Here is a 14400-nt window from a genome sequence, read left to right as displayed (position 1 = left end):
GACCCGTTCGGTTCTACTGACGAAGCCCGGCTTCGCGTTCTTCCGAAGACTCCCCGGTGATGGCCGGATCGATGTCGATGCTTGATTGTACCCGCCAGGCCGGGAGTAGGCTGGACCACGGCATGGAAGCGCTCTCAGCGCTCTCGACGATCCGGACTCCCGGAGGCGATGATGCCCGCAGTCCCGCATCGGCGCAGCGACCTCACCCGCCGCACGTTCCTCCTGGCCACCGGAGGCGGCGCCCTCGCCGCGGCGCTCGCCTCCTGCACTCCACCGGGCTCCGTGGCCGGCCCCACGCGCACGCCCACCTGGACGCCGCCGACGCAGCCGATGGCGTTCCCGCAGGGGTACACCTGGGGAGCCTCGACGAGCGCATTCCAGATCGAGGGCGCTCTGGACGCCGACGGACGAGGCCCCTCGATCTGGGACACCTTCGCGGCGCAGCCGGGCACGATCGTCGACGGCTCCACCGGCGACCCGGCGGCCGACCAGTACCACCGGTACGCCGAAGACGTCGCGCTCATGGGCACGCTCGGGCTCGGCGCCTACCGCTTCTCGATCTCCTGGTCGCGTGTGCTGCCCACGGGCGCCGGCGCGGTCAACCAGAAGGGCCTGGACTACTACCGACGTCTCGTCGACGCACTGGCCGGTGCCGGCATCCATCCCACGATCACGCTGTTCCACTGGGACCTGCCGCAGGCGCTGCAGGATGCCGGTGGCTGGACGTCACGGGACATCGCCGAGCGTTTCGCCGACTACGCCGAGGTGTGCTTCGACGCGCTCGGGCCGTCAGCCGCGGACTGGCTGACGCTCAACGAACCCAAGACGCACGCGTTCGTGGGGCACTGGTACGGGGTCCACGCACCGGGACTGCGCGACCCCGACATCGCGGCCGCTGCCGTGCACCACCAGCTCTTGGCCCATGGCCGTGCCGTGCAGCGCTTCCGCGAACTGGGGACGCCGGGTCGGATCGGGCCCGCGCTCAACCTGATCCCCGTCATCGCGACGGAGCCGGACGACCCCGACGCTGCGACATCCACGGATGCCAGGGAGAACCGGCTGTTCCTCGACCCGATCCTGCTCGGGACCTACCCTGACGACGCGATCGGACCGGAGCCGGGGAGGCTGCCCGCCGATCCGGCGGAGTTCCGAGATCTGCAGCGATCCGGCGATCTCGACGTCATCTCCACGCCGTGCGATCTGCTCGCCATCCAGTACTACGGGGTGACCGGGATCGACGGCGGCGGGAATACCGTCGAGATCGCCCCGACCTCGGCTGCCGCGTGGCAGCAGATCCATCCCGCCGGCCTGTACGACTTGTTGATCCGGCTCAAGGACGAGTATCCGGCGATTCCTCTCATCATCACGGAGAACGGGGTGCCGGACCGCACCGCCGAGCTCACGGTCGACGATCCGGAGCGCGTCGACTTCCTGCGGGCGCACTTCCAGCAGTCCGCACGCGCGATCGCCGACGGTGTGCCGCTGGAGGGTCACTACGTCTGGTCGCTGCTCGACAACTTCGAATGGGCGGAGGGCTACACGCAGCGGTGGGGCATCGTCGCCGTGGACTTCGCGACGCAGGAGCGCCGACCCAAGCGCAGCGCGGAGTTCTTCTCGTCGGTGATCATGGCCAACGCGGTGTCGGCGAGTTGAGTCCCGCGACGACCAGGCACGGACGAGGTTTCTGAATCGGATCCAACAAGGCTCGCACCGTGGCACACTGGTTGCTCGTGACCGCAGCAGCACCCGAACCCGCACTCGCCCTCGAAGCCGTCCCGACGCGCCGTGTCGCGTGGGCGTCGATGGTGGGCACCTCGCTCGAATCCTTCGACTTCTACCTCTTCGCCTACTTCTCGGCCTTCTTCGTCGGCCCGCTGTTCTTCGACCCGCTGGGCGAGTTCGGCGCGACGAGCGCCGCGTTCCTCACGATCGCGCTCGCGTTCGTGGTGCGGCCGATCGGCGCCGTGATCTTCGGGTACATGGGCGACCGGCTGGGCCGCCGCGCGACGCTGCTGTGGACGGTCGCGATCATGGGCGTCGCCACCGGCCTCATCGGCCTGCTTCCGACCTACGCGCAGGCGGGCTGGCTCGGCGCGATCCTCCTCTTCCTGCTGCGCATCGTGCAGGGCCTGTCGCTCGGCGGCGAGTGGGGAGGCTCGATCCTCATCGCGACCGAGAACTCCGGTCCCGTCAAGCGCGCGTTCTACGCGTCGGTCCCCCAGCTCGGCTCCCCCGTCGGCTCCATCCTGTCCGCGACGGTGTTCATCGTCCTCACGGCCGTGCTTCCCGCCGAACAGATCGCGGCGTGGGGATGGCGCATCCCGTTCCTCCTCGCGATCCCGCTGCTGCTGGTGTCGCTGTACCTGCGCTGGTCGATCTCGGAGACGCCCGTGTTCGAGAGCGTCGTCGCCGAGGGACGCCGCGACCGCGTGCCGTTCGTCACGATGTTCGCGCAGCGTCCCGGCGCGATGGCCATCGCGATCGGCGCCGCCCTGCTCGGCATCGGCTCCTACTCGCTGATGAACACCTACACCGTCAACTACGGCGTGGCCGAGCTCGGCTTCAGCTTCCAGGATCTGCTGGTCGCGACGACGATCGGCGGGCTGCTGCAGCTGATCACCATTCCGCTCTTCGGAGCGTGGGCGGCCCGCGTCGGCTCGGCGAACGTCGTGGTGTGGGGCGCGCTGGGCACGCTGCTCATCACGTTCCCGATGTACTTCCTGCTGCAGTTCGCGACCTTCCCGATCCTCGTCGCCACGATGCTGATCGGCGGGATCCTGCCGACGATGGCGTGGGCGGCCCTGGGCGGCCTCATGAACGACCTCTTCCCCGACCGCTTCCGCTATTCGGCGCTCTCGGTCGCCTACGCGCTGGCGGCGACGATCAGCGGGTTCGTGCCCTACCTCACGCTGCAGCTCGGCGAGGCGACCGGCTACGCGTGGTGGCACCCCGGCGTGATCCTGGCGATCATGTCGGTCGTCACGCTCGTCTCGGCGTGGTTCGCCGCGCGACGGGCTCCCGAGCCGGAGCTCGCGACCGATCCCGCGACGGTCACCGCGAACGCCTGAGCGCACGTGCGGCGAGCGGATGCCGGGGCCCCCGGCATCCGCTCGCATCCCGGGTGCAGACGCACCCGATAGAATCGAGCGACATCCCACACTCAGGCACGCTCACACAGTGCCGCACATATCGCTCGAGGAGACGCCATGACCGACGCCCGCCCTACGCAGGGACAGATCCCCGACAAGCCCGCGCTGGAGGGCCTCGAGAGCAAGTGGGATGCCGCATGGTCGGAGCGGGGCACGTACCTGTTCGACCGCATCCGCGCCGCCGAGGTCGGACGCGCAGGCATCTACTCGGTCGACACTCCCCCGCCGACCGCATCGGGATCGCTGCACATCGGCCACGTCTTCAGCTACACGCACACCGACGTGAAGGTGCGCTTCGAGCGCATGCGCGGCAAGACGGTGTTCTATCCGATGGGCTGGGACGACAACGGCCTGCCCACCGAACGGCGCGTGCAGAACTACTACGGCGTGCGCTGCGACCCCTCCCTGCCGTATGAGGCCGGCTTCACCCCGCCGTTCCAGGGCGACGCGAAGAGCCTCAAGCCCGCCGACCAGGTGCCGATCAGCCGCCGCAACTTCATCGAGCTGTGCGAGGCGCTGACCTTCGAGGACGAGAAGCACTTCGAGGACCTCTTCCGTCAACTCGGGCTGTCGGTGGACTGGACTCAGACCTACCGCACGATCTCGGACGACACGATCCGCACCAGCCAGCGCGCGTTCCTGCGCAACATCGAGCGCGGCGAGGCGTACCAGTCGCTCGCGCCGACCCTGTGGGACATCGACTTCCGGTCCGCGATCGCCCAGGCCGAGCTCGAGGACCGCGAGCAGACCGCGTCGTTTCACAAGGTGGCGTTCCACAAGACCGACGGCACCGGCGACATCGTCATCGAGACGACCCGCCCTGAGCTCCTCGCCTCCTGCGTCGCGCTGGTGGCCAACCCCGACGACGAGCGGTACCAGCCCTACTTCGGCTCGACGGTGCGCACGCCGGTCTTCGACGTCGAGGTGCCGGTGCTCGCCCACCACCTCGCGCAGCAGGACAAGGGCACGGGCATCGCGATGATCTGCACCTTCGGCGATGTCACCGACATCGTGTGGTGGCGCGAACTCGACCTCCCCAACCGCACCATCCTCGGCATGGACGGCCGCGTGCTCGCCGACGCCCCCGAGGCGATCGTCTCGGATGCCGGCAAGGCGGCCTACGCCGAGCTCGCCGGCAAGACCGTGTTCAGCGCCAAGAAGCGCATGGTCGAGCTCCTCGAGGAGTCGGGCGAGCTGCTGGAGGTCTCCAAGCCCTTCAGCCACCCGGTGAAGTTCTACGAGAAGGGCGACCGCCCGCTCGAGATCGTCTCGACCCGCCAGTGGTACGTCCGCAACGGCGCACGCGACGAGGCCCTTCGTGACAAGCTCCTGTCCCTCGGCAAGGGCATGAGCTGGCACCCCGAGTTCATGCGGGTGCGCTACGAGAACTGGGTCGGCGGTCTCACCGGTGACTGGCTCGTCTCGCGCCAGCGGTTCTTCGGCGTGCCGATCCCGGTCTGGTACGGCCTCGACGAGAACGGCGAGCGGGACTACGAGCGGGTCCTCACCCCCGACCTGGCGAGCCTGCCCGTCGACCCGACGACCGACGTGCCCCCGGGCTACACCGAGGACCAGCGCGGTGTCGCCGGCGGCTTCGAGGGCGAGAAGGACATCTTCGACACCTGGGCGACCTCGTCGCTGACCCCGCAGCTCGCGGGCGGCTGGGAGCGCGACCCCGAGCTGTGGGACCTCGTCGCGCCGTTCGATCTGCGTCCGCAGGGCCAGGACATCATCCGCACGTGGCTCTTCTCGACGATGCTGCGCAGCGCGCTGGAGGACGACCGCGCGCCGTGGTCGGATGCCGCGATCTCGGGCTTCATCGTCGACCCCGACCGCAAGAAGATGTCCAAGTCCAAGGGCAACGTCGTCACGCCCGCCGACATCCTCGCTCAGCACGGATCCGACGCGGTGCGGTACTGGTCGGCTTCCAGCCGGCTGGGCACCGACGCCGCGTTCGACCCGCAGAACCCGACGCAGATCAAGATCGGACGGCGCCTGGCGATCAAGGTGCTCAACGCCGCCAAGTTCGTTCTCTCGTTCCCCGTGCCGGACGGCGCGGAGGTCACGCACGCCCTCGACGCCTCCATGCTGGCGACCCTCCACGGCGTCGTGCGCGAGGCCACCAGGGCGTACGAGAACTACGACCACGCCCGGGCCCTGGAGCTGACCGAGTCGTTCTTCTGGACGTTCTGCGACGACTACCTCGAGCTCGTCAAGGAGCGCGCCTACAACCAGACCGATGCCGGGCAGGCCTCGGCGGCCCTCGCGCTGCGCCTGGCGATGTCGGCGCTGCTGCGGCTGCTGGCGCCCGTGCTCGCGTTCGCGACCGAAGAGGCCTGGTCCTGGTTCAACGAGGGCTCGGTGCACGCCGCGGCCTGGCCCGTCGCGCCGGACGAGGAGTCGGGCGACCCCGCCGTCCTCACCACGGTGAGCGAGGCGCTGGTCGGCATCCGCCGCGCCAAGACCGAGGCCAAGGCCTCGCAGAAGACGCCGGTGGAGCGCGCCGTCATCGCCGGGCCCGCGTCATCCGTCGCCGCCCTGAAGCTCGCCGAGGGCGACCTGAAGGCGGTCGGACGGATCGCCGACATCCAGTACGCGGATGCCGACGCCCTGTCGGTGACCGAGATCGAGCTCGCCGCGCAGGAGGCCTGACATGCAGCTGGGCACACGCTGGACCTCGGGCGACGAGCCGCCGAAGGCCGTGCCGGACGCGCTCGCGCGCGGCGTCCGGGGTGTCGACGCCTCGATCCCCGGCGACGACCTCGGTCAGCCGCGTCCTCGCTGGACGCTGACCTGGCTCGAGGGCAAGCCGATCGCGGAGCTCGACACAGGGGTCATCGTGACACTCGACGCCGAAGGCGAACCCGTCGTGCGGCACGATCCGGACGACGAGTTCGGCTGAGACCCGACGCGCCGAGCGCGTCCGCGGATCATTCCTCCGGCACGGTGTGCCGCGTCGCCTCCAGCAGGAGGCGCGCGGCGACCAGGGTCGCCACCAGCGTCACCCCTGACGCGATGAGGAAGGGCAGCCGCAGGTCGAATCGGGCCACCCATCCGCCGAGGAGCGTCGCGAACGGGAAGATCCCCCACGTGAAGGTGCGGATGATCCCGAGCACGCGTCCGAACAGGTGGCCCGGGACGATGGACTGGCGCAGCGCGCCCCACGGCACGTTCCAGATCGACACCGCGCACGCCATGGTTCCGTAGGCGACGGTCGCGCTGATCGCCTCGGGTGCCGCCCAGACCCCGACGAGGCCGACGGTGGCCACCAGGTTGGCGCCGAGCATCACCTTGCCTCGCCCGAAGCGCTCCACCAGCCGTGATGCGATGAGCGATCCCAGCAGCGCCCCCAGCCCGATCCCGGCCGTGACCACGCCGATGGCGGCGGGCTTCACCCCGTGCACGTCCAGGAAGTACAGGAACACCGGCGCCTGGGCGAACGCGAACGCGCAGCCGACGACCGACGTGAACAGCACCATGGAGCGCAGGAACCGGTGCTGCCACAGGTATCGCACCGCGTCGCGTGCCGACACGCTCGCGGCGGGCTCGGGGCGGGCGGTCTCGGCTTCGACGGCGGCGAGCGGGTCTCCCGCGGCGACCGCAGCCTCGGCCGACGGTGCGAGGGCGGCGTCGCGGAGAGGACGCGCGGCCGACAGCGGCAGCATCACGGCCAGCACGATCGGGATGAGGTAACCTGCGGCGCCGACCCACAGCGGCAGCGCGAGGGCGACGGCGAACAGCACGCCGCCGATCGGCGAGGCGATGAAGCTGTCGATCGTGACCTGCGCGGCCTGCAGCCAGCCGTTCGCGCGGTCCAGGGCCGGCCGCTTCACCACGCTCGGAACGATCGCGTTGGTCGCATTGTCGAACAGCGTCTCGCCGAGCCCGAACACCAGGACGCCGGCGAACAGCCACCAGATCGTGATCGAGCCGGTGACCGTCAGCAGCGCCAGGCCGACCGCGGCGGTGCCGCGGATGGTGTTGGCGATCGCCATGATCCAGCGACGGTCGAAGCGGTCGACGATCATGCCGGCGGGCAGGCCGAACACGAGCCAGGGCAGGAACGCCAGGGCGCCGATCGCCGAGATCGCCAGCGGGTCGCGGGTCAGCGTGGTGGCGATGAGGGGCACCGCCACGCGCCCGACGCCGTCGGCGAGGTTGCTGAACGCCGCCGCGGTCCACAGCTTTCCGAAGTCGCGGCCGAGCGGGACCCTGCGTGCCCGCCCGGCCGACGACCCGGTCTTCTCGGCGATCTCGGTGCTGTCGCTCATCGCGGCAGCACGCCCATCGCGCCCCGTGCCTGTGCCGAACGACGCGCCTCGGCGGTGGCATCCTGAGCCAGCTGCACGCGCCGCAGCTCGTCGCCGTCGCGTCGCTCGAGGCGGGTGACGACGAAGGCGTCGAGAGCGGATGCCGCGCGCAGCAGCGTGCGCTCGAAGCCGGTGGTGCGGGTCGCGACCCGCGTCGTGGCGTAGTGGGCGGTGAGAGTGGTCATGACTGCGCTCCTAATCCTCGAGCTCGGGAAGCGGGAACACGTCTGCCCGGATGGTGACGGGCCGCACGTTCTCGCCGGTCTGACTGCGGTACTTGTCCACGGCGTCGTCGATCAGCGCCATGATCTTGCGGGAGAGTTCGGTCGACTGCTCGGGGGTGAGGCGGGCGGTGGCGGTGGAGATCATGCTCCCCTCCTGCCAGTCCTCCGTCTCCGAGGTCAGACCTTGATCGATGTAGTGCATGAGCTGCTCCTGACGGAGCTTGAAGAACTCGTTCATCACGATCTGGGTGGCCGCCTTGCCCGAAGGCGTCTTGAGGGCCTCGGCGCTGGCGAAGGAGACGCCGCCGACGGGGCGCTCCCACCAGCGTTCGCGCCCCGACCCGCGGTCGGCGACCTCCTGGATGAGCTCGTGCTTGGCGAGGGCGCGCAGGTGGTAGCTGGTGGACCCCGAGGACTCCCCCAGTCGCTCGGCGAGCGAGCTCGCCGTCTGCGGCCCGTACTGGCTGAGGATGTCGTAGATCTTCACGCGCAGCGGGTGGGCGAGGGCGCGCAGCGCACCCGCGTCGAGAACGCGGTCTGCCCGCGTCGACTCCAGCGATGCGCCCGCGTCGTCCGCCGCGGTGGGGGTCTCGTCTGCCATGTCCTCATCGTACGAGCGCAAAGACTTCTTTGCAAGCACTATTTTGCAACTCTCTGTTTGCAACTCTCTGTTTGCAAAGGTCTGTCGGCGATCGCCTCCGCGCGACTAGGCTGGCCGCATGGCGACCGACAACCCGCTCCTGTCCCCCAGCACGCTCCCCTACGGCCTCCCGGACTACGCCGCGATCCGGCCCGAACACTACCTGCCCGCCTTCGAGGCGGCCTTCGCCGCGCACCGTGCGGAAGTCTCCGCGATCACCCGCGTGCGATCGATGCCCACGTTCGAGAACACGCTCGTCCCCCTCGAGGAGAGCGGCCGACTGCTGGGCGACGTCGCCCGCACGTTCTACACGGTCTCGTCGGCCGACGCGACGCCCGAGATCCAGGAGATCGAGGAGCAGCTCGCGCCGCTCATGTCGGCGCACCAGGACTCGATCCAGCTCGACGCGGCGCTGTACTGGCGCATCAAGACCATCCACGACCAGCTCGACGACCTCGGGCTCGACGCCGAGCAGCGCTACCTCGTGGAACGTCACCACACCGAGATGTCGCATGCCGGCGCCGGGCTCGACGACGACGCGAAGGAGCGCCTCACCGGGTTGAACCAGCGACTGTCCACCCTGACCACGCAGTTCGAGAAGAACCTGCTCGCCGACACGAACGACCTCGCCGTCGTCTTCGATGACGCGGCCGAGCTGAACGGCCTCTCCGACGGCGAGCTCTCCGCGGCCGCGCAGGCGGCCGCCGACCGCGGCCTGGACGGCAAGTGGGTGGTCACGCTCACGCTGTTCACCGGGCACCCGTACCTGTCGAGCCTCACCGACCGCTCCTCGCGCGAGCGGCTGCTCGCGGCATCCCGTTCCCGCGGATCACGCGGAAACGAGCACGACAACCGCGCCACGCTGCTCGAGATCGTCCGGCTGCGGGCCGAGCGCGCGGCGCTGCTCGGCTACGACTCGCACGCGGCCTATGTCACCTCCGACGAGACCGCGGGCTCCCCCGCCGCAGTGCACGACCTGCTCCGCCAGCTCGCCGCGCCCGCCGCGCGCAACGCCCGGCGCGAGCAGGAGAAACTGCAGGCGATCATCGACGCGGAGCCCGCGCCGTTCCCGCTCGGGGCCCACGACTGGGCGTTCTACACCGAGAAGGTGCGCGCCGCCGAGTACGACCTCGATCGGGCGGCGCTGCGCCCCTGGTTCGAGGCCGAGCGGGTGCTGCAGGACGGCGTGTTCCGTGCCGCCACCGACCTGTACGGCATCACCTTCACCGAGCGCACGGACCTGGGCGGCTATCACCCCGACACCCGTGTCTTCGAGGTGCACAACGCCGACGGATCGGCGCTGGGCCTGTACGTCCTCGATCTCTACACGCGTGACACCAAGCGGGGCGGCGCGTGGATGAACTCGATCGTGCTGCAGTCCCGGCTGCGCGGCACCGACCCCATCGTCGTGAACAACCTCAACGTGCCCAAGCCGGCCGCCGGGCAGCCCACACTCCTGAGCCTCGACGAGGTGACGACGCTGTTCCACGAGTTCGGCCACGCGCTGCACGGGCTGTTCGCGCACGTCACGTACCCGCATTTCGCGGGCACCAACGTCTTCCGCGACTTCGTGGAGTTCCCCAGCCAGGTCAACGAGATGTGGATCTACTGGCCCGAGATCCTCGCCGCGTACGCCCGTCACATCGACACCGACGAGCCTCTCTCCGCCGAGGTCGTCGAGAAGCTCCACGCCTCCGAGGCGTTCAACCAGGGCTTCGCGACCAGCGAGTACCTCGCGGCGGCGTGGCTCGACCAGGCCTGGCACTCGCTGTCGGTGACGGAGGCCGCCACCGACATCGACGTCGCCGGGTTCGAGGCATCCGCGCTCGCCGACATCGGACTCGACAACCCCGCCGTGCCCACGCGCTACTCGTCCACGTACTTCGCGCACGTCTTCTCCGGCGGGTACAGCGCGGGCTACTACTCGTACATCTGGAGCGAGGTGCTCGACGCCGACACGGTCGAGTGGTTCCGTGAGAACGGCGGACTGCGCCGCGAGAACGGCGACCGCTTCCGTGGCCGCCTGCTGGGCGTGGGCGGTTCGAAGGACCCGCTGGAGGCCTACCGCGACTTCCGGGGCCGGGATGCCGACATCCAGCCGCTCCTCGAGCGCCGCGGGCTCGCCGGCTGACGGCGGCTCACAGCAGGCCGAGTTCGCGCGCGAACGCGCGAACCCGATCGGCCATGACGGTGGGCACTTCGGCGATCGCGAAGTGCCCGCCTTCGTCGAGACGCTCGAACGTGCGCAGGTCGAGGTAGAAGCGCTCGGCAAGCGACTGCGGGTAGTCGCCCTCGTGGCGCTGGATGTGGACGGATGCCGGCACCTCCACGGACGGCATCGCGTCGGGCTGGTCGGCGCCCTCGTAGTAGGGGCGGAACGATGTGCCGATGCTCTGGGTGGTCCAGTAGATCATCGCCTCGGTGAGGATCCGATCGCGCGAGAGACGCCGCTCGATCGCGCTCGGGTCTCCGGCGGGTGTGTCGCTCCACTCGACGAGCTTCTCGGTGAGCCACGCCAGCAGTCCTGCAGGCGAGTCGTTGAGAGCCGCCGCCAGCGTGTCGGGGCGCGTGGCCTGCACGTGCCCGTACGCGCCGTTCTCCCCGCCCCATCGCTCCAGCCGCGCGAAGAAGGCGATCTCGTCCGGGGCCGTCAGCGCGGGACGCTCGGCAGCTGACGGGAAGTGGGAGTGGGTCACGACGACTCCCGACACCGACGCCGGATACGTGCCCGCGATCAGGTCGTTGACGTTGGCCGAGACGTCCTCGCCGTAGGTGAGATACGTGTCGTACCCGAGCACGTCGGTCATGAGCGCGTGCATCGTCGCCGCCAGCCGCACCTCCGTCATCGGGCCGTCGGTGTACGGCGGTGAGAATCCGAAGCCCGGGAAGCTCGGCACCACGACGTGGAAGTCCGGAAGCAGGTCGGCGAAGTCCAGCTGCAACGCGAACGTGTGCGGCCAGCCGTGCATCACCAGCAGTGCAGGCGCGTCGTCCCGTGCGGAGCGAAGGTGCGCGAAGTGGATCGTGTCGCCGCCGGCGTCCGCGAGGAACTGCGGATGCGCGTTCAGCCACGCCTCGCGGGAGCGCCAATCCCACTGCCGCCACGCGTCGACGAGGTCGGCGAGGTACACGGCATCCATTCCCGACGCCGGTCGTCGCGGCGAATCCGGCAGCGGACGGAATCGCTCGAGGCGATCGCGCAGATCGGCGAGCTCGGCGTCAGGGACGTGGATCGAGAACGGCTGCGGGGTGTTCACGCACCGAAGCTACTCGGCACCTCCGACACGCAGTCGGGTGGCGCTCAGGCGCTCTTGCGCTTCTCGCGCAGCACCAGGGTCGGTGCCGCGCCCTCGTCGACCGCTGCCCGCGTGACGATGACCTTGTCGACGTCGTCCGTCGAGGGGATCTCGAACATGATCGGGCCGAGCACGTCTTCGAGGATCGCGCGGAGGCCGCGGGCGCCCGTCTTGCGCGCCACCGCGAGGTCGGCGATGGCTTCCAGCGCCTCGCGGTCGAACTCCAGCGTGACCCCGTCGAGCTCGAACATGCGGTGGTACTGCTTGACCAGCGCGTTCTTGGGCTCGGTGAGGATCTCCATCAGGGCCTCGCGGTCCAGCGGCGACACCGAGGCCACGACGGGAAGACGGCCGATGAACTCGGGGATCAGGCCGAACTTGTGGAGGTCTTCGGGCTGCACCTCGCTGAACAGGCTGAGATCGTCGCCCTTGTTGTGCAGCGGTGCACCGAACCCGACGCCGTGCTTGCCCACGCGCGACGAGATGATGTCTTCCAGACCGGCGAACGCGCCAGCCACGATGAACAGCACGTTCGTGGTGTCGATCTGGATGAACTCCTGGTGCGGGTGCTTGCGTCCGCCCTGCGGGGGCACGGAGGCGACGGTGCCCTCAAGGATCTTCAGCAGCGCCTGCTGCACGCCCTCCCCCGAGACATCGCGGGTGATCGACGGGTTCTCGGCCTTGCGGGCGATCTTGTCGACCTCGTCGATGTAGATGATGCCGGTCTCGGCGCGCTTGGTGTCGAAGTCGGCGGCCTGCAGGAGCTTCAGCAGGATGTTCTCGACATCCTCGCCGACGTAGCCGGCTTCGGTGAGCGCGGTGGCGTCGGCGACGGCGAAAGGGACGTTCAGGCGCTTCGCGAGCGTCTGCGCGAGGTAGGTCTTGCCGCAGCCGGTCGGGCCGAGCAGGAGGATGTTGCTCTTGGCGATCTCGATCTCTTCGGCACGCTGCTCTGCCGACTGGATCGTGCCGTGGGCGCGCACGCGCTTGTAGTGGTTGTAGACCGCGACCGACAGCGCGCGCTTCGCGTCGGTCTGCCCGACGACGTACTCCTCGAGGAACCCGAAGATCTCGCGCGGCTTGGGCAGATCGAAGTCGGCGACGACGCCCGACGACGACTCGGCCATGCGCTCTTCGATGATCTCGTTGCACAGCTCGACGCACTCGTCGCAGATGTAGACGCCCGGTCCTGCGATGAGCTGCTGCACCTGCTTCTGGCTCTTGCCGCAGAAGGAGCACTTGAACAGGTCGGCGCTCTCACCGATGCGTGCCATGTGGCCCCTCCTCGTCGCGGCGGGGAAAGCCCCCCGACTGTTCTCCGAGCCTAATAGCTGACGCCGACAAGCGGCGGCATTGCGACGCACGTTGTGGAGGGAGTCGGGTTCGCGGTCAGCGGAACACCCGTTGCGCACGACGGCGCCCCGTCGCCCGGAGGATCCGGACGGCGGGGCGCCGTGAACTCACGCGGAGCGTGCCTACTTCGTCAGTGCCTGCTGCCCGCGCTTGCGGGTGGTCAGCACCTGGTCGACGAGACCGTACGCGACGCTCTCCTCGGCGGAGAGGATCTTGTCGCGGTCGATGTCCTTGTTGACCTCAGCCTGCGTCTTGTTCGAGTGCTTCGCCAGCGTCTCCTCGAGCCAGGTCCGCATGCGGAGGATCTCAGCGGCCTGGATCTCGATGTCGGACGCCTGACCGTGACCGGCCTCGCCCACGGCGGGCTGGTGGATCAGGATGCGCGCGTTCGGCAGGGCGAGGCGCTTGCCCGGCGCGCCGGCGGCCAGCAGCACCGCAGCGGCGGAGGCCGCCTGGCCGAGCACGACGGTCTGGATCTGCGGCGACACGTACTGCATGGTGTCGTAGATCGCCGTCATCGCCGTGAACGAGCCGCCCGGCGAGTTGATGTACATGATGATGTCGCGGTCGGGGTCTTGGGACTCGAGCACGAGCAGCTGGGCCATGACGTCGTCCGCCGAGGCGTCGTCGACCTGGACTCCCAGGAAGATGACGCGGTCCTCGAACAGCTTGTTGTACGGGTCCTGGCGCTTGTAGCCGTAGGCCGTGCGCTCCTCGAACTGCGGCAGGATGTAGCGACTGCCGGGCATCTGGAGGCCCTGCGGGGCGCTCGGACCGAAGGTGGGGGTCTGCATGTGCGGGTTCTCTCTCTTTCGCCTTCGGTGCTTCAGCTCGCCGAGCCGGTGCCGCCGCCGCCGATGACGTCGACGGCAGACTCGCGGATGTGGTCGACGAAGCCGTAGTCCAGCGCCTCCTGCGCCGTGAACCAGCGGTCGCGGTCACCATCGGCGTTGATCTGCTCGACGGTCTTGCCGGTCTGCGACGCCGTGATCTCGGCGAGGCGCTTCTTCATGTCGAGGATCAGCTGCGCCTGCGTCTGGATGTCGCTGGCGGTGCCGCCGAATCCGCCGTGCGGCTGGTGCAGCAGCACGCGCGCGTTCGGGGTGATGTAGCGCTTGCCCTTGGTGCCCGCGGTGAGCAGGAGCTGGCCCATGGAGGCGGCCATGCCGATGCCGACCGTGACGATGTCGTTGGGCACGAACTGCATGGTGTCGTAGATCGCCATGCCGGCCGTGATGGACCCGCCGGGCGAGTTCACGTAGAGGTAGATGTCCTTCTCGGAGTCCTCGGCAGCGAGAAGCAGGATCTTCGCGCAGATCTCGTTGGCGTTGTCATCACGCACCTCCGACCCCAGCCAGATGATGCGGTCCTTCAACAGCCTGTCGAAGACGCTGGTCGCGACAAGTGGTTCGGCCATGTGTACTCCTG

Annotated in this window: 12 protein-coding genes; 5 read left to right on the top strand and 7 right to left on the bottom strand. The window is 69.2% G+C overall.

Going from position 1 to position 14400, the window contains the following annotated elements:
• The first annotated feature begins 171 nt into the window (after nt 1–171).
• The 4 genes from AC1DDU_RS15915 (at nt 172) to AC1DDU_RS15900 (ending at nt 6051) form a co-directional block, all read left to right on the top strand.
• The gene (locus tag AC1DDU_RS15915) at nt 172–1653 is read left to right on the top strand and encodes a GH1 family beta-glucosidase (protein WP_477435766.1); all 1482 of its coding nucleotides are present in this window, start codon (nt 172–174) and stop codon (nt 1651–1653) included.
• 59 nt (nt 1654–1712) lie between these two features.
• Nucleotides 1713–3068: an MFS transporter gene (locus AC1DDU_RS15910; RefSeq protein ID WP_477435764.1), complete on the top strand. Its 1356-nt coding sequence runs from the start codon at nt 1713–1715 to the stop codon at nt 3066–3068.
• Nucleotides 3069–3206: 138 nt separating this feature from the next.
• Nucleotides 3207–5801 carry a valine--tRNA ligase gene (valS, locus tag AC1DDU_RS15905; RefSeq protein ID WP_477435762.1) on the top strand — a complete coding sequence of 865 codons (2595 nt, stop codon included), beginning with the start codon at nt 3207–3209 and terminating at the stop codon, nt 5799–5801.
• Nucleotide 5802: 1 nt separating this feature from the next.
• Nucleotides 5803–6051, top strand: a complete 249-nt coding sequence (locus AC1DDU_RS15900; protein WP_477435760.1) for a hypothetical protein — start codon at nt 5803–5805, stop codon at nt 6049–6051.
• Between the two features lie 28 nt (nt 6052–6079).
• On the opposite strand, the gene AC1DDU_RS15895 is transcribed toward AC1DDU_RS15900, so the two are convergent.
• Genes AC1DDU_RS15895 through AC1DDU_RS15885 form a run of 3 tightly spaced genes read right to left on the bottom strand, consistent with a single transcriptional unit; the run spans nt 6080 to nt 8284 of the window.
• Complete coding sequence (locus tag AC1DDU_RS15895) at nt 6080–7420, bottom strand: MFS transporter (protein WP_477435758.1); 1341 nt, start codon at nt 7418–7420, stop codon at nt 6080–6082.
• On the bottom strand, nt 7417–7644 hold the full coding sequence (locus tag AC1DDU_RS15890; protein WP_477435756.1) for a hypothetical protein: 228 nt from the start codon (nt 7642–7644) through the stop codon (nt 7417–7419). The genes AC1DDU_RS15895 and AC1DDU_RS15890 overlap by 4 nt, the downstream gene beginning before the upstream one ends.
• A gap of 10 nt (nt 7645–7654) precedes the next feature.
• Nucleotides 7655–8284 carry an ArsR/SmtB family transcription factor gene (locus tag AC1DDU_RS15885; protein ID WP_477435754.1) on the bottom strand — a complete coding sequence of 210 codons (630 nt, stop codon included), beginning with the start codon at nt 8282–8284 and terminating at the stop codon, nt 7655–7657.
• A 118-nt stretch (nt 8285–8402) separates the two neighbouring features.
• On the opposite strand from AC1DDU_RS15885, the gene AC1DDU_RS15880 reads away from it, so the two are divergent.
• Complete coding sequence (locus tag AC1DDU_RS15880) at nt 8403–10454, top strand: M3 family metallopeptidase (protein ID WP_477435752.1); 2052 nt, start codon at nt 8403–8405, stop codon at nt 10452–10454.
• Between the two features lie 7 nt (nt 10455–10461).
• Here AC1DDU_RS15880 and AC1DDU_RS15875 read toward each other — a convergent pair whose 3' ends face one another.
• From AC1DDU_RS15875 to AC1DDU_RS15860, 4 genes are all read right to left on the bottom strand, one after another.
• Nucleotides 10462–11580, bottom strand: a complete 1119-nt coding sequence (locus AC1DDU_RS15875; protein WP_477435750.1) for an epoxide hydrolase family protein — start codon at nt 11578–11580, stop codon at nt 10462–10464.
• Nucleotides 11581–11624: 44 nt separating this feature from the next.
• A complete protein-coding gene (gene clpX / locus AC1DDU_RS15870) occupies nt 11625–12893 on the bottom strand; it encodes an ATP-dependent Clp protease ATP-binding subunit ClpX (protein ID WP_477435748.1) in 1269 nt (422 codons plus the stop codon).
• A 201-nt stretch (nt 12894–13094) separates the two neighbouring features.
• Nucleotides 13095–13766 carry an ATP-dependent Clp protease proteolytic subunit gene (locus AC1DDU_RS15865; protein WP_477435746.1) on the bottom strand — a complete coding sequence of 224 codons (672 nt, stop codon included), beginning with the start codon at nt 13764–13766 and terminating at the stop codon, nt 13095–13097.
• 32 nt (nt 13767–13798) lie between these two features.
• Nucleotides 13799–14389, bottom strand: coding sequence for an ATP-dependent Clp protease proteolytic subunit (locus tag AC1DDU_RS15860; protein ID WP_477435744.1), 591 nt, complete (start codon nt 14387–14389; stop codon nt 13799–13801).
• Nucleotides 14390–14400 lie beyond the last annotated feature (11 nt).

The sequence above is a fragment of the Microbacterium sp. 05T445 genome, from assembly GCF_056395865.1.
This window is presented reverse-complemented; position numbering and strand designations above follow the sequence as displayed.

Coding starts and splice junctions, on each gene's coding strand:
- clpX (WP_477435748.1), bottom strand. CDS start 12,893: ATGGCACGCATCGGTGAGAGCGCCGACCTGTTCAAGTGCTCCTTCTGC.
- AC1DDU_RS15890 (WP_477435756.1), bottom strand. CDS start 7,644: ATGACCACTCTCACCGCCCACTACGCCACGACGCGGGTCGCGACCCGC.
- AC1DDU_RS15880 (WP_477435752.1), top strand. CDS start 8,403: ATGGCGACCGACAACCCGCTCCTGTCCCCCAGCACGCTCCCCTACGGC.
- AC1DDU_RS15895 (WP_477435758.1), bottom strand. CDS start 7,420: ATGAGCGACAGCACCGAGATCGCCGAGAAGACCGGGTCGTCGGCCGGG.
- AC1DDU_RS15900 (WP_477435760.1), top strand. CDS start 5,803: ATGCAGCTGGGCACACGCTGGACCTCGGGCGACGAGCCGCCGAAGGCC.
- AC1DDU_RS15860 (WP_477435744.1), bottom strand. CDS start 14,389: ATGGCCGAACCACTTGTCGCGACCAGCGTCTTCGACAGGCTGTTGAAG.
- valS (WP_477435762.1), top strand. CDS start 3,207: ATGACCGACGCCCGCCCTACGCAGGGACAGATCCCCGACAAGCCCGCG.
- AC1DDU_RS15865 (WP_477435746.1), bottom strand. CDS start 13,766: ATGCAGACCCCCACCTTCGGTCCGAGCGCCCCGCAGGGCCTCCAGATG.
- AC1DDU_RS15915 (WP_477435766.1), top strand. CDS start 172: ATGCCCGCAGTCCCGCATCGGCGCAGCGACCTCACCCGCCGCACGTTC.
- AC1DDU_RS15885 (WP_477435754.1), bottom strand. CDS start 8,284: ATGGCAGACGAGACCCCCACCGCGGCGGACGACGCGGGCGCATCGCTG.